This window comes from Streptomyces sp. NPDC002156 (assembly GCF_053593675.1).
In genome coordinates, this window is sequence record NZ_JBSFDA010000035.1 from 22010 (window position 1) to 40339 (window position 18330).

At 71.7% G+C, this 18330-nt stretch carries 18 protein-coding genes; 7 read left to right on the forward strand and 11 right to left on the reverse strand.

All coding sequences use genetic code 11. The features are described from left to right. Positions 1-70: 70 nt before the first annotated feature. Positions 71-1732, forward strand: a complete 1662-nt coding sequence (locus ACWCRB_RS16980) for an FAD-dependent monooxygenase (protein WP_450996798.1) — start codon at positions 71-73, stop codon at positions 1730-1732. Here ACWCRB_RS16980 and ACWCRB_RS16985 read toward each other — a convergent pair. Beyond that, positions 1704-2747 (reverse strand): SGNH/GDSL hydrolase family protein, encoded by a 1044-nt coding sequence (locus tag ACWCRB_RS16985; RefSeq protein ID WP_450996799.1) that lies wholly within the window; start codon positions 2745-2747, stop codon positions 1704-1706. The two genes, ACWCRB_RS16980 and ACWCRB_RS16985, sit on opposite strands and share 29 nt — an antisense overlap. Positions 2748-2897: 150 nt before the next feature. Here ACWCRB_RS16985 and ACWCRB_RS16990 point away from each other — a divergent pair, with 150 nt between their 5' ends. Continuing rightward, positions 2898-4289, forward strand: coding sequence for a cystathionine beta-synthase (locus ACWCRB_RS16990; protein ID WP_450996800.1), 1392 nt, complete (start codon positions 2898-2900; stop codon positions 4287-4289). Positions 4290-4665: 376 nt separating this feature from the next. On the opposite strand, the gene ACWCRB_RS16995 is transcribed toward ACWCRB_RS16990, so the two are convergent. The 5 genes from ACWCRB_RS16995 to ACWCRB_RS17015 form a co-directional block, all read right to left on the reverse strand. Then, positions 4666-5115 (reverse strand): hypothetical protein, encoded by a 450-nt coding sequence (locus ACWCRB_RS16995; protein WP_369034581.1) that lies wholly within the window; start codon positions 5113-5115, stop codon positions 4666-4668. A 124-nt stretch (positions 5116-5239) separates the two neighbouring features. Then, positions 5240-6175, reverse strand: coding sequence for an ABC transporter substrate-binding protein (locus tag ACWCRB_RS17000; protein WP_450996844.1), 936 nt, complete (start codon positions 6173-6175; stop codon positions 5240-5242). 51 nt (positions 6176-6226) lie between these two features. Further along, positions 6227-6889, reverse strand: a complete 663-nt coding sequence (locus ACWCRB_RS17005; protein WP_450996801.1) for an ABC transporter permease — start codon at positions 6887-6889, stop codon at positions 6227-6229. Between the two features lies 1 nt (position 6890). Next, on the reverse strand, positions 6891-7532 hold the full coding sequence (locus ACWCRB_RS17010; protein WP_235478154.1) for an ABC transporter permease: 642 nt from the start codon (positions 7530-7532) through the stop codon (positions 6891-6893). Then, positions 7529-8599: an ABC transporter ATP-binding protein gene (locus tag ACWCRB_RS17015; RefSeq protein ID WP_450996845.1), complete on the reverse strand. Its 1071-nt coding sequence runs from the start codon at positions 8597-8599 to the stop codon at positions 7529-7531. The genes ACWCRB_RS17010 and ACWCRB_RS17015 overlap by 4 nt, the downstream gene beginning before the upstream one ends. A gap of 153 nt (positions 8600-8752) precedes the next feature. Between ACWCRB_RS17015 and ACWCRB_RS17020 the strand changes: the two genes are divergently transcribed. The 3 genes from ACWCRB_RS17020 (at position 8753) to ACWCRB_RS17030 (ending at position 11982) form a co-directional block, all read left to right on the forward strand. After that, a complete protein-coding gene (locus tag ACWCRB_RS17020) occupies positions 8753-10318 on the forward strand; it encodes an aromatic amino acid ammonia-lyase (protein ID WP_450996802.1) in 1566 nt (521 codons plus the stop codon). Next, positions 10315-11286, forward strand: a complete 972-nt coding sequence (locus ACWCRB_RS17025) for a MurR/RpiR family transcriptional regulator (RefSeq protein ID WP_450996803.1) — start codon at positions 10315-10317, stop codon at positions 11284-11286. Before ACWCRB_RS17020 ends, ACWCRB_RS17025 begins: the two co-directional genes overlap by 4 nt. A gap of 102 nt (positions 11287-11388) precedes the next feature. Then, positions 11389-11982: a hypothetical protein gene (locus ACWCRB_RS17030; RefSeq protein ID WP_450996804.1), complete on the forward strand. Its 594-nt coding sequence runs from the start codon at positions 11389-11391 to the stop codon at positions 11980-11982. Between the two features lie 57 nt (positions 11983-12039). On the opposite strand, the gene ACWCRB_RS17035 is transcribed toward ACWCRB_RS17030, so the two are convergent. The 5 genes from ACWCRB_RS17035 to ACWCRB_RS17055 form a co-directional block, all read right to left on the reverse strand. Continuing rightward, positions 12040-12414, reverse strand: a complete 375-nt coding sequence (locus ACWCRB_RS17035; RefSeq protein ID WP_235478158.1) for a hypothetical protein — start codon at positions 12412-12414, stop codon at positions 12040-12042. A gap of 26 nt (positions 12415-12440) precedes the next feature. Further along, positions 12441-12953, reverse strand: a complete 513-nt coding sequence (locus ACWCRB_RS17040; RefSeq protein ID WP_450996805.1) for a roadblock/LC7 domain-containing protein — start codon at positions 12951-12953, stop codon at positions 12441-12443. Between the two features lie 34 nt (positions 12954-12987). After that, complete coding sequence (locus ACWCRB_RS17045) at positions 12988-13854, reverse strand: transcriptional regulator (protein ID WP_450996806.1); 867 nt, start codon at positions 13852-13854, stop codon at positions 12988-12990. Further along, positions 13851-14276: a hypothetical protein gene (locus ACWCRB_RS17050; protein WP_450996807.1), complete on the reverse strand. Its 426-nt coding sequence runs from the start codon at positions 14274-14276 to the stop codon at positions 13851-13853. The genes ACWCRB_RS17045 and ACWCRB_RS17050 overlap by 4 nt, the downstream gene beginning before the upstream one ends. Before the next feature lie 242 nt (positions 14277-14518). After that, on the reverse strand, positions 14519-15931 hold the full coding sequence (locus ACWCRB_RS17055; protein ID WP_450996808.1) for a diaminopimelate decarboxylase: 1413 nt from the start codon (positions 15929-15931) through the stop codon (positions 14519-14521). A 159-nt stretch (positions 15932-16090) separates the two neighbouring features. Between ACWCRB_RS17055 and hutU the strand changes: the two genes are divergently transcribed. Together hutU and ACWCRB_RS17065 are read left to right on the forward strand one after the other, a co-directional pair. Continuing rightward, a complete protein-coding gene (gene hutU / locus ACWCRB_RS17060; RefSeq protein WP_369034589.1) occupies positions 16091-17755 on the forward strand; it encodes a urocanate hydratase in 1665 nt (554 codons plus the stop codon). A 234-nt stretch (positions 17756-17989) separates the two neighbouring features. After that, positions 17990-18330: hypothetical protein (locus tag ACWCRB_RS17065; protein WP_450996809.1), on the forward strand; the 341-nt coding region annotated here is incomplete at its 3' end.

The following is an 18330-nucleotide window of genomic DNA, read 5'->3' on the forward strand; positions in this document are numbered from 1 at the left end:
CGCCGCCTGTGCCGCCCGCGCCCCTCGCGCTGCCGTTGCGGCCCGGCGCCGGGTGCGGATGATTGATCTCATGACGGTGGATGTGCTGATCGTCGGGGGCGGGCCCGTGGGGCTCACCGCCCGGGTGCTGCTGGAGCGCTGGGGTGTGCGGGCGCTGCTCGTCGAGAAGCGGGTCGAGCTGTCGCCCTTTCCCCGGTCCCGGCTCGTCAACGTGCGGTCGATGGAGATCTTCCGGCAGCTCGGGCTGGCCGACACCATCGTGGCCGGTGCGTTCGCCGCGGAGTACGGCCGTATCCGCTTCCGCGACACCCTCCTCGGGCGCGATTTCGCCTCCGCCGCGATGATCGGCGTCAACGCGCCGGTGCCCGAGAGCCCCGTGATCGGGGTGGTCACCTCGCAGGACCGGTTGGAACCCACCCTGCTCGAAGCGGCGGACGCGGCGGACGCACAGGTGCGGTTCGGGGCCGAGGTCGTCGGGCTGGCAGAGGAGACCGAGAGCGTCGTCGCCCGGCTCGTCGACCGGCGGAGCGGTGAGGAGACCCGGGTGCGTGCCCGGTACGTCCTCGCCGCCGACGGCGCCAACTCCACCGTCCGGGAGCTGCTCGGTATCCCCACCGCCGGGCCCGGTGCGCTCGGGCACGTCACCACCGTCGTCTTCGACGCCGACCTCACCGGCTGGTCCGCCGGTCAGCCCGCCGGGGTCTACGCCACCGCCCACGGATCCTTCCTGCCGCTCTATCCCGAGGGCGGCTGGGCCTGGATCGCGCCCACCCCGGACGACCCCGAACGCGCCGACTGGTCCGGCCTCGTCTCGAACGCCCTCGGCCCCGACGGACACGGCGTACAGGCCGATGTCCTGCGGGTCCAGCACTGGACGACCACCGCGTACGTCGCCGAGCGCTTCCGGCACGGACGGATCCTGCTGGCCGGTGACGCCGCGCACGCGCTGCCCCCGGCCGGCGGTCTCGGCATGAACGTCGGCATCGCCGATGTGCACAACCTCTGCTGGAAACTGGCCGGTGTGCTGCGAGGGTGGGCGGGGGCCGGGCTGCTGGAGAGCTACGAGACGGAACGGCAACCCGTCGCCCAGCTGAACCTCCGCCAAGCGGTCGCCAACGCCAAGCTCATGTTCCAGGCACAGGACCGGCGCCGCGAACAACTCCGGAACGGGGCCGGTGCCGACGTACCGGACCAGGTCGAACTGCCCTGGTCGGAGCGGTACTTCGCCCAGCTCGGGCTCGCGCTCGGGATCAGCTACCGCTCCGGTGCCGTTCTCGTCGACGGCAGCACCGCGCCGCAGGGCTCACTCCAGGCTCTGCCCCATGCCTCGCCCGATGCTCTGCCCCAGGCCTCACCCCACGCCCCACCCCAGCTCTCCGACCCGGACTCCGACCCCGACTACACCCCCACCGCCGAGCCCGGGCACCGCATGCCCCACCTCTGGCTCACGCCCGGCCGCTCCACCCTCGACTCCTTCGGCGAGTGGTTCACCCTGCTCACCCCGGACCCGGGCAGCTGGGAGCAGCAGGCCGACCCGTCGTCCCTGGCGCCCCTGCGTGTCGAGGGGCTGCCCGGCGAGTACGCCGACCTCTGCGGCCTCCGCCCGGGCGGCGCCCTGCTCGTCCGGCCCGACGGGCACATCGGCGCCCGCTGGACGGACCGTCCGGACGGCGACTCCGCCGTCCGGCGCGCCCTCGCCGGGATCAGCCGCTCGACACCCCTCCCGACGTAGTCGGCGTGGGCGTCGGGTCCGTCGCCGGTACCCGCCTCCGCCGCCTGCGCTTGAGGAGTGCCCAGGGGCCCCGGGGCCCGGTCGGCATCGCGGCCGTGACCTCCGTGCCCGCCTCCGACGCGGCCTCCGCCGCCGCCCGTGCCACCGGCAGGAAGCCCTCGCGGCGGGACACGTCCGGGCGCTCCTCCTCCGCGGGCCACAGGCCCAGCGCCGCGCACACCGTCGGGAGCACCGCCATCGCCGCCGTCGCGTAGCCCTCCGCCGAGGGGTGGTAGTTGTCCGGGCCGAACAGCTCGCGCGGGTTCGCCTCGAACTCGGGGCCCAGCAGGTCGCCCAGCGACACCGTGCGGCCCCCCTGCTCCACGACCCCGATCGTCTGGGCCGCCGCCAGATGCCGGGACGCCCGCCGGGCCAGCCAGCGCAACGGCTGCTGGACCTGCTCCACGGTGCCCAGGTCGGGACAGGTCCCCACGACCACCTCCGCACCCGCCGTACGCAGGCGTCGTACCGCCGAGGAGAGGTGGCGGACCGAGCGGGTCGGGGGCATCCGGTGGGTGACGTCGTTCGCGCCGACCATGATCACGCAGATGTCCGGGATCCGGTCGGACGCCGAGACGGTCAGTGCCACCTGGCGGTCCAGGTCGTCGGACTGGGCGCCGGGCAGCGCCACGTTGCGCAGCTCCACCGGGCGTTCCGCCACAGCCGCCAGGCCCGACGCGAGCAGCGCGCCCGGGGTCTGACGGGCCCGGTGGACGCCCTGGCCGGCCGCCGTGGAGTCACCCAGGAGTACGAGTCTGAGCGGAGGTTCACCGGGGGTGGCGTACCCGCGGCCGTAGAGGCCGTCCGCTCTCGGCGCGTGCGGACTGCGGCCGTTGCCCACCTGGCGCTTCGCCATCCGTACCTCGGCCAGCACCAGACCCACGGCCGCCGCGCTCACCAGGCCGATCCCGCCACCGCCGTACGCAGCGCCGGCCGCGATCCGCCGGGCCACCCTTGCCCTGGACATGCTCGTCATGCGTCGCCGCCACCTCCTCGTAGCCGTACAACCACTCCTTGCCCCGTACCGACCGTCCGCCAATCGTGACGTGAGGTGAATGCCGAGGTGGAGCCTTAGGCTGGCGGCACCAATGACAACCACATTTATGTGCGGCAACCGGAGACAACGGTGCAATTCCACGACTCGATGATCAGCCTCGTCGGCAACACCCCGCTGCTGAGGCTCAACAGTGTGACCGCGGGCATTCAGGCGACCGTCCTCGCGAAGGTCGAGTACTTCAACCCCGGCGGATCCGTGAAGGACCGCATCGCCCTGCGCATGATCGAGGCGGCGGAGAAGAGCGGGGAGCTTCAGCCCGGCGGCACGATCGTCGAGCCGACCAGCGGAAACACGGGTGTCGGGCTGGCCATCGTGGCCCAGCAGAAGGGGTACAAGTGCATCTTCGTGTGCCCCGACAAGGTCTCCACCGACAAGATCAACGTGATGCGTGCGTACGGCGCCGACGTGGTGGTCTGCCCCACCGCCGTCGACCCCGAGCACCCGGACTCCTACTACAACGTGTCCGACCGGCTCGTCCGTGAGACGCCCGGTGCCTGGAAGCCCGACCAGTACTCCAACCCCAACAACCCCCTCTCGCACTATCACTCCACCGGCCCCGAGCTGTGGGAGCAGACCGAGGGACGGATCACCCACTTCGTGGCGGGCGTCGGCACCGGCGGGACCATCTCCGGGACCGGGCGCTACCTCAAGGACGCCAGCGACGGGCGCGTCCAGGTCGTCGGGGCCGACCCGGAGGGGTCCGTGTACTCCGGCGGGTCCGGGCGGCCGTACCTCGTGGAGGGCGTGGGCGAGGACTTCTGGCCCACCGCCTACGACCGGACCGTCGCCGACGAGATCGTCGCCGTGTCCGACAAGGACTCCTTCCAGATGACCCGGCGGCTTGCCAAGGAGGAGGGTCTGCTGGTGGGCGGCTCCTGCGGGATGGCCGTCGTCGCCGCACTGCGGGTCGCGGAGCGGCTCGGGCCGGACGACGTGGTGGTCGTGCTGCTGCCCGACAGCGGGCGCGGGTACCTCAGCAAGATCTTCAACGACGAGTGGATGGCCGACTACGGCTTCCTGGAGGACAGCGGGCCCTCCGCCCGCGTCGCCGACGTCCTCGACTACAAGGAGCACGGCCACATCCCCTCCCTCGTCCATATGCACCCGGACGAAACCGTCGGTCAGGCCATCGAGGTGCTGCGTGAGTACGGCGTCTCGCAGATGCCGATCGTGAAGCCCGGCGCCGGTCACCCGGACGTCATGGCGGCGGAGGTCGTCGGGTCGGTCGTCGAACGCGAGCTGCTCGACGCGCTGTTCACCCAGCGGGCCTCGCTCGACGACCCGCTGGAGAAGCACATGTCGGCGCCGCTGCCGCAGGTCGGCTCCGGCGAACCGGTCGCCGACCTGATGTCCGTACTGGGCGCCGCCGACGCGGCGATCGTGCTGGTCGAGGGCAAGCCGACCGGAGTCGTCAGCCGACAGGACCTCCTGGCCTTCCTGGCCAAGGGCGGTAAGCAGTAGTAAACGTCCGGTGAACTGGGCGTGTCGAAGCGGAAGTTGCGGTCTCCGCCGCGATGTCCCGGTCCGATTCCCTTCGGATTCCCTCTCCGAACGGAACTTCGTGGAAGTGGTACGAGGGCGTCACGTCCGCGCAGCACACGCTTAACACGAGTCCGGCACATTAGTGGATGTCGGCAAGGGCGGGAGCGGCTCCCCGCCCCGGCCGGCAACCGAAACGGCGTCACGGACCTCCGGAGCGGCTCCCGGACCTCCACCGACGCCTAGGACGCGCCAGCCCGGCCCTGACCCGGCCCGCGTCCCTCGCGGGGACCGCCGTCGTCCCGCCCCCCGGCAACGGGGGTGCGGCGGTCCCCGCGAAAGCTTTTTCCGGGGAGTGTCAGTCCTCCCACTTGTCGCTGTCCTTGCCGGACCTCCGGTGGTGACTGCCGAACATCCACGCCGAATTGCGCGCCGCCTGGACCGCGTTGACGCCCACGATGCCCGCCCAGGCCACCAGCAGGCCGGGCAGCCCCGAGCTGCCGCCGCCGATGGCGGACAGGGGTATCGCCAGCACCAGCGAGACGATGCCGAAACCGAAGCGCTCGCCGAAGGTGTCGCTGGATTTCGGGCCGCGCGAGTCACGCGCCACCACCATCTGCTGCTCGGCGAGCTGCCGCCGTACCCGGCGCTCCACCGAGCCGTCTATCCGCTGGTCGACCTTCTCCAGGAACGAGTCGACCAGCGCGGACTCGTACTCGTCGCCCAGTTCCCTGCGGGCCTGCAGGGTGGCGTTGAGTTCCTTCTTCAGGTCGGCGTCGTGTGCGCCCGTCGCGTCCATACCGGTCATGCACACCACGGTAGAGAAACCGCGCCCGACCGGCACTGGGGATAGCCCCCCAGTTGTCCCTGGGCCGGACCCTAGGGGACAGGACCGGCAAGGGGTCTCCGGCAAAGGGTCTCCGGCAAGGGATCTACTTCGTCAGGCCCTTCTCCTTCGCGTACGCGTTCGCCACGTCCTCCGGGTCCTTCTTGTCCTTGTCCACCTTGCGGTTCAGCTCGGTGAGGTCGGCCGTCGTGAGGACGTTGCCCAGTTCGGCGAGGGCCTTGCGGACCTTCGAGTCGGCCTTGCGGTCGGCTATCAGGGGGACGATGTGCTGGCCGGGGATCAGGTTCTTGGGGTCCGTCAGGACGACCCAGCCGTTGTCGAGGATGTCGGTGTCCGTGGTGAACAGGTTCGCCACGTCCACATCCCCCTTCTTCAGGGCGCCCTTGACCAGCGGACCGGACGAGTCGAGCGACTTGAACTCCTTGAACTCGACCCCGTACACCTCCTTGAGGCCCACCACGCCCACCTCGCGCGTCTTCACCTCGGCCGCCGCGCCGATGATCAGCTTGCCGTTCTGCTTCTTCAGGTCGGCCAGGGAGGTCAGGCCGTACTTCGCCGCCGTCTCGCGGGTCACGGCGAAGGCGTCGGAGTCCTCGGCCATGCCGTACGGGAGGACCTGGAGGCCCGCCGGGAGGGCGATCGTGAGGGCGTTCTGCATCTCGCCCTCCTCCGTCGCCGTCGCCTTGGGCGCCACGTAGTGCAGCAGGGCGCCCTGGTACTCGGGGAGGAGGTCGATGTCGCCGCTCTTCATCGCGGGGATGAGGATCTCGCGGCTGCCCAGGTTCGGGCGGACCTTCGTCTTCACACCCGCCGCGCCCAGCACGGCCGCGTAGAGGTAGCCGAGCACCTGGTTCTCGGTGAAGTTGGCGGTGCCGATGGTGAGGCCGCCCGCGCTGGAGCCGCTGCCCCCGCCCGAGGTGCCGGACCCTTCGTCGAGGGAGGTGATGCCGCCGCTGCACGCGGCGAGAGCGGGGACGGAGGCGGCTGCGAAGAGGCCGCCGAGGAGGGCGCGTCGGTTCATCGGAAGGGCCATCGGAAGAACTCCTGGGCGGTTCGGTTTACCCGGTTCGGGTTACGCGGGGCGGTGACGGAAGAGGAAGCGCTGGACGCCGGAGAGGGCCAGGTCCAGGGCGATGGCGACCACGGCGACCAGCACCGCACCGCCCATCACCTGGACCAGGTCGCGCTGGGCGAGGCCGTCGAAGACGTAGCGGCCCAGGCCCCCGAAGGAGACGTACGCGGCGATGGTGGCCGTGGCCACCACCTGGATCAGCGCGAGGCGCAGGCCGGTCATGATCAGGGGGAGCGCGAGCGGCAGTTCGACCTGGAAGAGGACCTGGTGCCAGCGCATGCCCTGGCCGCGCGCCGCGTCTTTCACGTCCGGGTCGACGGCGGTCATACCGGCGTACGTGTTGGTGACGATGGACGGGACCGCGAGCGCCACCAGGGCGATGTACACCGGCCACATGGACAGTCCGCTGGCCAGGAAGACGAGAACGACCAGGCCGACCGTCGGCAGGGCGCGGCCGAAGGACGACAGGTTGATCGCCACGAACGCGCCCCGGCCCGTGTGGCCGATGAGCAGGCCGAGAGGGAGGCTGATGGCCGTCGCGATGAGGGTGGCGAGGAGCGAGTACTGGAGGTGCTCGGCGAGTCGGTGTGCGATGCCGTCGTAGCCGGACCACTGGTCGCCGCTGGTCAGCCAGCTGCCGAGATCCTTGAAGAGTTCGTACATGTCAGGCTCGCCGCCTCGTCCACGGGGTGAGTACGTACTGGACGGCGACCAGCAGCGCGTCCGCGATCACCGCGAGGAGCAGGGTGAGGACCACTCCCGCGATCACCGGGGTCGGGAAGTTGCGCTGGAAACCGTCCGTGAAGAGCTGGCCGAGGCCGCCGTCGCCGATGTAGGTCGCCACGGACACGAGCGAGATCGACATGACCGTCGCGATGCGGACGCCCGCCATGATCACCGGGAGGGCGAGCGGGAGTTCGACCGTGAGGAGGGTGCGCAGCGGGCGCGTGCCCATCGCCTTGGCCGCCTCCTTCGTCTTCACCGGCACCGAGTCGAGCCCCTCGACCGTGTTCCGCAGCAGCACGACCAGCGTGTAGACCGTCAGGCCGATCACGGTGGTGGTGCGGGTCAGACCGCTGACCGGCAGCAGGAGCACGAAGATCGCGATCGACGGGATCGTGAAGAGGACGTTGGAGAGGCCGAGGAGGAAGCCGCGCAGGGGGCGGACCCGGTGGGCGATCACGGCCAGGGGGAGCGAGATCAGCAGTCCGAAGAAGACCGCCGAGAGGGCCGCCTGGAGGTGGGAGACGGTGAGGGTGGTGAGGTCGTCGGTGTGGTCGCCGATCCACGACCAGTCGATGGTCATGCCTTGACCTGGGCTTCCGCCGTCACAGGGGCCGCTGTCTGGGCTTCTGTGTGGGCTCGGCCCGCGTGTGCGTGGATGTCGTCGCGGGACGAGACGCCGGTGAGGGTGCCCGCCGCGTCCACGCGGGCTATCAGCCCGGTGGGGGAGGCGATCGACTCGTTGAGCGCCGCGAGGAGTGAATCGCTGTCACGGAGCGGTCGTACGGGGATGTCGGCGCCGTCTGCCGCCGCGTGCCAGTGCAGCGGCTTGCGGGCCTCGTCCAGTACGAGGGTCCAGGCGCCGCCCTCCGGGGCCGGGGCCTGCGGCAGGTCCGCGAGGGTCTTCAGGGAGAGCAGCTTGAGGCCGCGCTCGGCGCCGAGGAAGTCGGCGACGAAGTCGTCTGCCGGGCGGGCGAGCAGCTCGGCGGGTGTCGCGCACTGGACCAGATGGCCACCGGTGCGGAAGATCGCTATCTGGTCGCCGAGCCGGACGGCCTCGTCCACGTCGTGCGTGACGAAGACGATGGTCTTGTTCAACTCCTTCTGCAGACGCAGCAGTTCGTCCTGGAGCTGGGTGCGGACCACCGGGTCGACCGCGCCGAACGGTTCGTCCATGAGGAGGACGGGCGGGTCGGCGGCGAGCGCGCGGGCCACGCCGACGCGCTGCTGCTGGCCGCCGGAGAGCTGGTGCGGGTACCGCTTGCCGGCGTCGGCGGCGAGGCCGACGGTCTCCAGGAGTTCGGCCGCGCGGGTGCGGGCCTTCTTCCGGCCCCAGCCGAGGAGCAGCGGTACGGTCGCGATGTTGTCGAGGACCGTGCGGTGCGGGAAGAGTCCGGACTGCTGGATGACGTACCCGATGGATCGCCGCAGGTCGGCGGCGTCCTGCTGGAGGACGTCCTTGCCGTTCACCTTGATCGTGCCGGAGGTCGGATCGACCATCCGGTTGATCATCCGCAGGGTGGTCGTCTTGCCGCAGCCGGAGGATCCGACGAGAACGGTCACGCCGCCTTCCGGCATCTGGAGTGAGAGGTCGTGGACTGCTGTGGTGCCGTTCGGGAAGCGTTTGTGGACCGCGTCGAACTGGATCATGAGGTGTCCCTTGCCCGGCCTGCATAACGTCATGCAGAGTTCTCCGTGTCTGAATAGATTGTCAATGCCTTGGTGTTAATCCGAGGTAACGGCTGTCCAGTGAGCAAGATCGAGTGCCCGGTTTGCTTCCGGTTTGAGGGGAGTCTGCGCCTTATGTCGTCTCAGATTGTGGATGCATCACTTCCGGTGCCTCCTCCGGTGTCCACCGGCATCGTCGTGCTGGACGGCGTCGGTCTCGGCGTCGAGGACGTCGTACGCCTCGCCGACGGGGCCGCGCGGCCCGTCCCCGGCACCGACGCGATGAAGCGCGTCGAGGAGGTCTGGGGCGTCGCCCGCCAGATCGCCGCGACCGGCCGCGTGTACGGCCGCTCCACCGGCGTCGGTGCCAACCGCAACGAGGACGTCCCGACCGAGGCCGCCGCCGACCACGGTCTGCGTCTGCTGCGCAGCCACGCGGGTGCCATCGGTGCGGAACTCCCGGCCCGGCAGGTACGGGCGATGCTCGCCGTCCGCGCCAACCAGCTCCTCGCGGGCGGCGCCGGCCTGCGCCCCGGGGTGGTCACGGCCCTGTGCGAGGCGCTGGAGAGCGGCGCGTATCCCGTGGTCAACGAGTTCGGGTCGGTCGGTACGGGCGACATCGCGGCGCTGGCCCAGATGGGGCTGGCGCTGGCGGGGGAGCACGAGTGGATCGCGCCCGCGACGGTGGCGGGCGGATCGGCGGTCCGTGGCTGGAGCGTCACCGGCACCCCCGAGCCGCAGGCCCTCGACAACAACGACGCCCTCGCCCTGATCAGCAGCAACGCCCTCACCCTCGGGCAGTCCGCGCTCGCCCTGCACGAGCTGCGCGGGCTCATCGTCGCCACGCAGGTCGTCGCCGCGCTCTCCCTCCTGGCCGTCGACGGCTCGCACGAGGCGTACGCCGCCCCCGTGCACGCCGCCCGCCCGCACCGGGGATCGGTCGAGGTCGCGCGCCGGATGCGGGCGTTGATCGGTTCGGCGGACCGGCCCACGCCTCCCCTCGGGCGCATCCAGGACCCGTACGCCTTCCGGTGTCTGCCGCAGATCCACGGGCCCGCGCACGACGCGGCGGACGCGCTGGAGGGGGTGCTCGCGATCGAGATCAACGCCGCCGCCGAGAACCCGCTCATCTCCCCCGAGGACCTCACCGCCTACCACCACGGCGGCTTCTACCAGGCCCAACTCGCCCTGGCCCTGGACCACTTCAGGCTGGCGGTCACTCAGGTAGCACGCCTGTCCACCTCCCGCTTGTCCACCCTCAACGAGCCCGCCTTCACCCGGCTGCGCCCCTTCCTCGCCGACCACGAGCCCGCCGCCTCCGGCGTGATGATCCTGGAGTACGCCGCCGGCGCCGCCCTCGGTGACCTGCGGGCCTTCTCCGCGCCCGCCTCGCTCGGGCACGCTGTACTCTCCCGGGGCGTCGAGGAACAGGCCAGCTTCGCCTCGCTCGCCGCCCGCCAGACACTGCGCGCCTGCGACGCGTACCGTCTCGTCGTCGGCTGCGAACTGGTCGCCGCGGTTCGGGCACTGCGCCAGCGCGACCTGCGGCCCGACCCGGACCTACCGGTCGGCCGGGCACTGGAGCTGGCCGAGTCGGTCCTCGACGCCGACACGACCGACCGACCGCTCACACACGACGTGACGGTGGCGTCGGCACTGCTGGACCGGTTCACGGAGATCTGGAGGGGGAGCGGGGAATGAGCACGCCGAGTGGGGACGACAGCGGGGGCGCGGGGGCGGGGGTGCGCGCCGGCGCCGGTACCGGTGAGGGCGCGGGCGTGGGGGCGGGCTCGGGCGTGAGTGCAGGTGGGGACGCGGGCACTGGCGGGACCCCGCCCGACAGTCCCGCCGGGCGGCTCCAGGCGCTCTTCGAGGGGCATCGGCTTACCCCGACCCAGCGGCGGATCGCGCACAGCATGGTGCGGCGGGCCGCCGATGTGCCGTTTCTCTCCAGTGTCGAGCTGGCCGAGCTGGCCGGGGTCAGTCAGCCGTCCGTCACGCGGTTCGCCGTCGCCCTCGGGTTCGACGGATATCCCGCCCTGCGCAAGCATCTGCGCGAGGTCGCGCCCGCCGAGCAGAGCGCCGAGCCGGGCTCGTACAACGAGTACCAGCAGGCCGTCGAGGCCGAGATCGAGAACCTGAAGCACCTGGCCGAGGTGCTCGCCGACCCGCGTCCCGTGCACCGGGCCGGACGGCTGCTCGCCGCGTCCCGCCCGCTGCCCGTCCTCGGGCTGCGCGCCGCCGCCTCCCAGGCGTACGGCTTCGCGTACTTCGCCGCCAAGGTCCACCCGGACGTACGGCTGCTGCACGAGGGCGGCACGATGATCCACGACCGGATCGACGCGGCCGTACGGGCGGGCGCCACCACCCTGCTGTGCTTCGCGCTGCCCCGGCATCCGCGCGAGGTCGTCGACACCCTCGCCTACGCCAAGGCGGCCGGCCTGACCGTCGTCACCGTCGCCGACTCGGCGTTCGCGCCCGTCGCCAAGGTCTCCGACCTGCTGCTGCCCGCCGCCGTCGGCACCGGGCTCGCCTTCGACACCGCCTGCGCGCCGATGCTGCTCGGCCGGGTGCTGCTGGAGGCCATGTGCGACGACCTGCCGGACGCACAGGCCCGGTTGGAGGAGTTCGACGCGCGGGCCGCTACTCGGAGCCTGTTCGTCGAATAGTCGAACAGGAGCCTCTTGGCGGCTCTCAGACTCGTCTCACGTTCGCTCGTTACTCTCCCGCTCCGACAGCACTGTGCCGGGAGAACGAACCGGGAGGCGGACGTGGCACGCGGAGTTCACGGAAGACAAGGCCTGGCTCGGGTGGCCGTGGTCGTAAGGGCCGGAGCGGCGCCCATGTGGTGGCTCGGAGTGTTCGCGGCGGGCGTCGGCGTGGTGCTGCCGGGGATCACCGGCCGCCGGATCGGCGTCATGGCGGGCGCCGTGCTGTTCATCGTCACGGCCGGTGCCGTGGCGTGTCTGCGGCGCCGCCGCTACACCGCGCTCGCCGCCGGTACCGCCCGGGCCGGCCGGCACGATGTGCTCCAGGACCGCGCGGTGACCGTGCGCAACTGGCGCCGGGGCCACCGCTGGTGGCTGCTGCTCGCCTTCGCCGCCGCGCTGGGCAGCTCCTTCGCGGTGCCCGCCGCGGGCGGGATGCTGCTCGCCGGGGCCGGTACCGGGCTGCTGCTGAAGGCCGCCTGGCTGGGCCGGCGCGAGCGCGCCGACGACGTACTGCTGTGGGTACGGGTGGACTGGCTCGGCCCGCGCGCAGGCGCCCCGGCCGGCAAGCCGGTCAAGGCCTACCGCTCCACCGGGATCGCCGCGGGCGACGCGACCCCGGGCGGGGCGCGCCGCCGCGGCGACGTCCTGGTCTAGCTCGAAGAGCTCGTCGGGCCCGTCGGGCTCGTCGGTCCCTTCGGACGGGGGCGGGGCTCAGATCTCGATGTCCGCCTCGATCCGTTTCAGCTGGTGGCGGGCCATCGCCAGGTTGGAACGGTTGATGTCGAGCACCAGGTAGAGGAAGAGGCCGTTGCCGCCGCGCCCCTTCATCATCCGGATCAGGTGGTACTGGCTGGAGAGCGTGATCAGGATGTCCTCGATCTCGCCCTTCAGCCCCAGGTGCTCCATCGTGCGCATCTTGGCGCGTACGACATCGGTGTTGCCGGCGGCGGCGACGTTCAGGTCGAACGTCTTGCTGCCGCCCATCGTGCCCAGGGCCATGCCGCTGGTGTAGTCGACGAGGGCGACTCCGGTGGCGCCCTCGATGGAGGTCAGCGCCTCTTTCAGCGCGGTCTCGGTGTTGGCCATGACGGTGTTCCTCTCCTGCTTCCGGTTCAACTTTCCGTGGTGGTGCGCGCGTTGGGCGTGGTTGACGGTGTGCGTGGCGCGCGTGGGGTTCTGGTTCGGGTGGGCATCGGTGCGGGGGCGGAGGCCGGCGTGGGTGCGGGCGCGGGGGCCGGTCTCGGCGTCTGTTCGGCCGCCGCGTCCACCAGCTCCCCGATGCGGACGCCGGCCCGGCGGCCCTCCAGGTGCAGTCGGCCGACGTTGACGCGGTCCTGGGCGAGCAGCGTCAGGACGGCGCTGCGGCCCGCCGCGTACGTCGCCACATAGCCGTACACCCCGCGCACCAGCAGCTCGCGGAAGTCGCCCTGGCCGGTCGCGTCCGCCATCCGCACGGCGACGCTGAGCGCGGTGGCGGTGAGCGCCGCGACCGTCTCCGGTTCGACACCCGGGGTGTCGTGGACGAGGACGAGACCGTCGACGCTGGCCGCGAGCGCGCCGGTGAGCTGCGGCACACGGGCCCGCAACCGGCGTAGTTCGTCCATGACTTCGGCCTCGGCTGCCATGAGTTGTCTCCTCTCGGCACGCGGGCGCTGCCGCTCAAAGGGCCTCCAGCGCATCCCTGAGCCTCTTCAGCAGCGTGATGTTGGGGTCGGTGAAGGAAGGCGGCAGCGTTCCTGGGGGCGCCGGTGGAGCGGACGACGTGGACGGCGGCAGGGGAGGCGGGAGGGCCGGGACGGCCGCCGGGACTATGACCCCCGCCGCCGCGAGCCGCCGTACGTCCACCAGGGTGTGGAAGGTCGGGCGGGCCAGCGCCAGGGCGATGTCCGCCGCCGTGCGGACACCGTCCACCAGGTCCAGTACGGCGGACTGGCGGGCGCTGATGGTCGGTGCGCCCGGGCTGCCCGAGCGGAGCAGCGGGGCGCTGTCGGGGGCCGGGTCGGGCCAGATGCGGTGGAGCAGGGCGCGGCGGCGCAGGGTCTCGTGCTCCAGCGCCGCCACCGGCACCGGGCGCACCGGGCCGAGCCAGTGTGTGTCCCCGTACCGGAAGTGCCCCGGCGTGCCGCTGGGCGCGAGGGCGAAGTACGCCGCGTCGTACAGCGCCCCCAGGTGGCACACCTCCAGGGCGCCCGCGCCGATCCGGCCGCTCTCGACCAGGAACCGCCCGACCCGGTTGCGCTCGCCGGCCGCCCCCACGGCGTCCCGCCAGCCGTCCGCGTCCAGCGTCCCGCGCGCGGTGAGCAGCACGTCGAGCCCCGGTACGGCCGGGCTCTCGGCGTGCACGACCTGGCCGTCGGCGAGATAGAGCGAGCCGCGCTCGCACACCAGGGCGCCGGTGGCCCGCTCGGTGGCGAGCCGGTCGAGCATCGGGGAGACCCCGCCCCACGCCCGGTGCCGGGCCGCCGCCTTGTCCCGTACCGGCAGGCGCGGCGGCGGGGTCGTCAGATTCGCGTGCAGTGCCGTCATCCCAGCACCAGCCGTCCGGCCATCTCGCCGAGCCGGATGCGGGCCAGCGCGAGATTGCCCTCCGCGCGGGCCAGCCACAGGTGCAGGAACACACTGCTGTCGAAGCTCGTCGTCACGAACCGCAGGACGTGATAGCTGTCCCGGTTGCTGATGATCAGGTCCTCGACCGGCGGGTCCTGCCCCCAGCCGACGGCCGCCCCGCCGCCCTCGGACTCCTCGTCGTCGCCCTCCGGGGCGAACGCGCGGTGCTCGGCGGCCAGCCGGGCCAGCTCCGCCGCCTCGGCCGCCATCGTCTCCGGGTCACCGCCCGGGGAGTCCCCGACGGTGCCCAGTGCCAGCCCGCTGGTCCAGTCGACCAGCGCGGCGCCCCTGGCCCCGGGCAGCCGCATGGCTTCCAGCAAGCACTCGTCGATTCCGGGCACCCTTGGCCCCTCCTGCCTGTCCCGCTCGCGTCTGTCCGGCCGGTGTTCGATCGCCCAGCCCGGAGTTCGCCGACCTGACGTTCGGCCAACCTGGTGTTCGGCTGAGTGACGCAGACGCTACGCAACGTGTGCATGAGGAGTGAGAGATCTGGCATTTTCCAGTGGAACATGCGCTGGATGACTAAGGTGGGTCGACTGGCCCCGTTTTCACGGCAGTTGACCTGCATGTTCCCCGAAGTCCGTCAAGGGCGTGCGTGGGGGGAGGTGGTTGCGGGGAGGGTGGTGAGCGCGGAGACGTGCGCCCCACCGGATTCGGCCACGATCTCGGCGACGGTCTGCGGCTCCCGTACGACCGCGAAGACGACGTCCCCGTCCCCGCTCCCGCTCGGCACGAAGCCGTAGATCCCGGGCCGGGCGAGGGAGTTGTACGCGTAGTGGTGCGCGAAATAGTAGGCGCCCGTGTCCAGCGCCGCCGCGTAGTCGCCCTGTTCGAGCAGTGGCAGCGACCGCCCCTCGGCGAGCAGGTCCCCCGAGAAACAGGCAGGCCCGGCCACGTCCTGCACGACCTCCGGTCCCGCCTTCGGCCGCCCCTTCCCGTCGTACGCGGCGATCCTCAGCGGCCACGACCCCGGCGCGTACACCGTCCGCGTCGCGACCTGCACGCCCGCGTGTGTGACGGCGACCGGCCGCCCGCCGGCGCTCTTCGCGTACTCGACCCGCGCGACCACCGTGCCGTGCTTGGCCAGCAGTGACCGCCCGAATTCGGTCACCAGCCCGTACCGCCCGCCGAACAGCCCCGGCACCTCCTCGCTCAGCAGCCGGGCGTACTGCGCGTACGTCGGGCTCGTCGCGTCCGACGCGAAGTTGACCGGTAGCCCGCCGCCGATGTCGATCGTGTCGATCTGCCGCCGCCCGACCCGCCGGTTGATCTCCTCGGCCAGCGCGTACGTCTCCGCCACGCCCCGCACCATCAGCGCCAGGGGGATGCCCTGCGACCCCGTGTGCGCGTGCAGCCTGGTCAACCACGGGCGCTCGGCGTACGCCCCCACGATCCACTCGCGCGCCCCCTCGTCCAGCAACGCGACCCCGAACTTCGAGGTCGCGGTCGCGGTGGACGTGGCCCCGATCGACCCACCGCCGATCTGCGGATTCACCCTGATCCCGATCGGGGACCGGCTGGTCGCCGACCGCATCAGCGCGTCGAGACGGTCCAGCTCCTGCGGGTTGTCGGCGTTCACGGCGATGCCCAGGGCCAGTGCCTCGCGCAGCTCGGCGGGCGTCTTCGCGGGCGAGTCCAGCACCGTCCGGGACGGCGCCACCCCGGCCGCCCGCGCCAGCGCCAGCTCCCCGGGGCTCGCCACCTCGGCCCCGATCCCCTCCTCGCGCAGCAGCCGCAGTACGGGCACCAGTGGGGTCGCCTTCACCGCGAAGGCGTGCAGCACGGGCGTGCCGGGTGTCACGACCGAGTCGAAGGCGGCGCGCAGCTCGGCGGCGGACTCGCGGATGCCGGTGACGTCGAGGAGTCCGACGATGGGTGCGTCGGCGCGGAGCAGTCCCTGCTCCACGGCGGCGCGTATGGCCTCGTCCCGGCGGTTGGTCCGAGCGGCCCCGTTGTGGTCCACAGTGTCCCCCGTGGTGTCGATGTCCGTGTCCATGCGTCAAGCGAAACATCCGTGCCGCACACATGCGGACGCCGGAATGTATTGACTAGTTCTATTCAGGAAGTCAGGATGTGAATATCCGCTGCAACAGTGCGCCGGCAGTCCGTCAGTAGCCCGTGAGCAGTTCTCCAACAGTCCGCTGGGAGGCAGACCATGTCAGGACCCCGCCCCGTACGAGCCCCGCGCGGTACGGAACTGAGTGCCCTGGGATGGCAGCAGGAGGCCGCCCTCCGGATGCTCCAGAACAACCTGGACCCCGAGGTCGCCGAACACCCCGACAAGCTCGTCGTCTACGGCGGCACCGGCAAGGCCGCGCGTGACTGGCGCTCCTTCGACGCCATGGTCCGCACCCTGCGCACCCTGAAGCAGGACGAGACGATGCTCGTCCAGTCGGGCCGCCCGGTCGGTGTCATGCAGACCCACGAGTGGGCCCCGCGCGTCCTGATCGCCAACTCCAATCTGGTCGGCGACTGGGCCAACTGGGAGGAGTTCCGCCGCCTGGAGGCCCTCGGCCTGACCATGTACGGGCAGATGACGGCCGGTTCGTGGATCTACATCGGCACCCAGGGCATCCTCCAGGGCACCTACGAGACCTTCGCCGCCGTCGCAGCGAAGAAGTTCGGCGGCACCCTCGCCGGGACGATCACCCTCACCGCCGGCCTCGGCGGGATGGGCGGCGCGCAGCCGCTCGCCGTGACGATGAACGACGGCGTCGCGATCTGTATCGACGTCGACCCGCGTGCCATCGAGCGCCGCATCGAACACCGGTACCTCGACGTGAAGGCCGACTCCCTGGAGCACGCCCTCCAGCTCGCGGTCGAGGCCCGCGACGCCCGCCGCCCGCTCTCCATCGGCCTGCTCGGCAACGCGGCCGAGCTGCTCCCGCGCATGCTCGCCGAGAGCGCGCCCATCGACATCGTGACCGACCAGACCTCGGCCCACGACCCGCTGGCCTACCTCCCCGTCGGCGTCGACTTCGACGACATGGCGTCCGCCGCGGCGAAGGACCCGGCCGGCTTCACGACCCGGGCGCGCGAGTCGATGGCACGGCACGTGGAGGCGATGGTCGGCTTCATGGACGCCGGTGCCGAGGTCTTCGACTACGGCAACTCGATCCGGGGCGAGGCCCAACTCGCCGGATACGAGCGGGCGTTCGCGTTCCCGGGCTTCGTCCCGGCGTACATCCGCCCCCTCTTCTGCGAAGGCAAGGGCCCCTTCCGCTGGGCGGCCCTGTCGGGCGAGGCGTCCGACATCGCGAAGACGGACAAGGCGATGCTGGAGCTGTTCCCCGAGAACGAGTCCCTGCACCGCTGGATCAAGATGGCCGGTGAGCGGGTCCACTTCCAGGGCCTCCCGGCCCGGATCTGCTGGCTCGGCTACGGCGAGCGGGACAAGGCCGGCGAGCGCTTCAACGACATGGTGGCGAGCGGTGAGCTGGCGGCGCCGCTGGCGATCGGCCGCGACCACCTGGACTGCGGGTCCGTCGCGTCTCCCTACCGGGAGACCGAGGCGATGCTCGACGGTTCCGACGCGATCGCCGACTGGCCGCTGCTGAACGCGATGGTGAACGTTGCCTCGGGCGCGTCGTGGGTCTCCATCCACCACGGGGGTGGGGTCGGCATGGGCCGCTCCATCCACGCCGGGCAGGTTTCGGTGGCGGACGGCACGAAACTGGCGGGGGAGAAGATCCGCCGGGTGCTGACGAATGACCCCGGGATGGGCGTCATCCGGCATGTGGATGCCGGGTACGACATCGCGGAGACGGTCGCCGATGAGCGGGGTGTGCGGGTGCCTATGCGTGAGGGGGACGACGCGTGAGGGAGGTCTCTGACGGGCGGGACGGCGACTCTCCGGTGGGGGCGGGCGGGTCGTCGCCGACTGCGGGTTCGGCTGTGCCCACCCGTTCCGCCCTGCGGAACGCCTGCCCACAGCCTGGGGGGCCGACTGCGGATGGCCGCCAGCCTGATGCGACGGCAGCACAGCCTGGTGGGGCCGCTGGCCGTGGCCCACAGCCTGGCGGGTCGGCCGGGCAGCCTGGTGGGGTCGCTGGTCGTGGCTCACAACCTGGCGGGTTGGCCGCGGATGGTCGCTGGTCTGGTGCGTCGGCTGGGCAGCCTGGTGGAGCGGATGCCGTCGGCCGTCAGCCTGGAGGCGCGGCTGCTGGTCGTGGCTCACAGCCTGGGGGGTTGGCCGCGGATGGTCGCTGGTCTGGTGCGTCGGCTGGGCAGCCTGGTGGAGCGGATGCCGTCGGCCGTCAGCCTGGAGGCGCGGCTGCTGGTCGTGGCCCACAGCCTGGCGGGTTGGCCGCGGATGGTCGCTGGTCTGGTGCGTCGGCTGGGCAGCCTGGTGGAGCGGATGCCGTCGGCCGTCAGCCTGGAGGCGCGGCTGCTGGG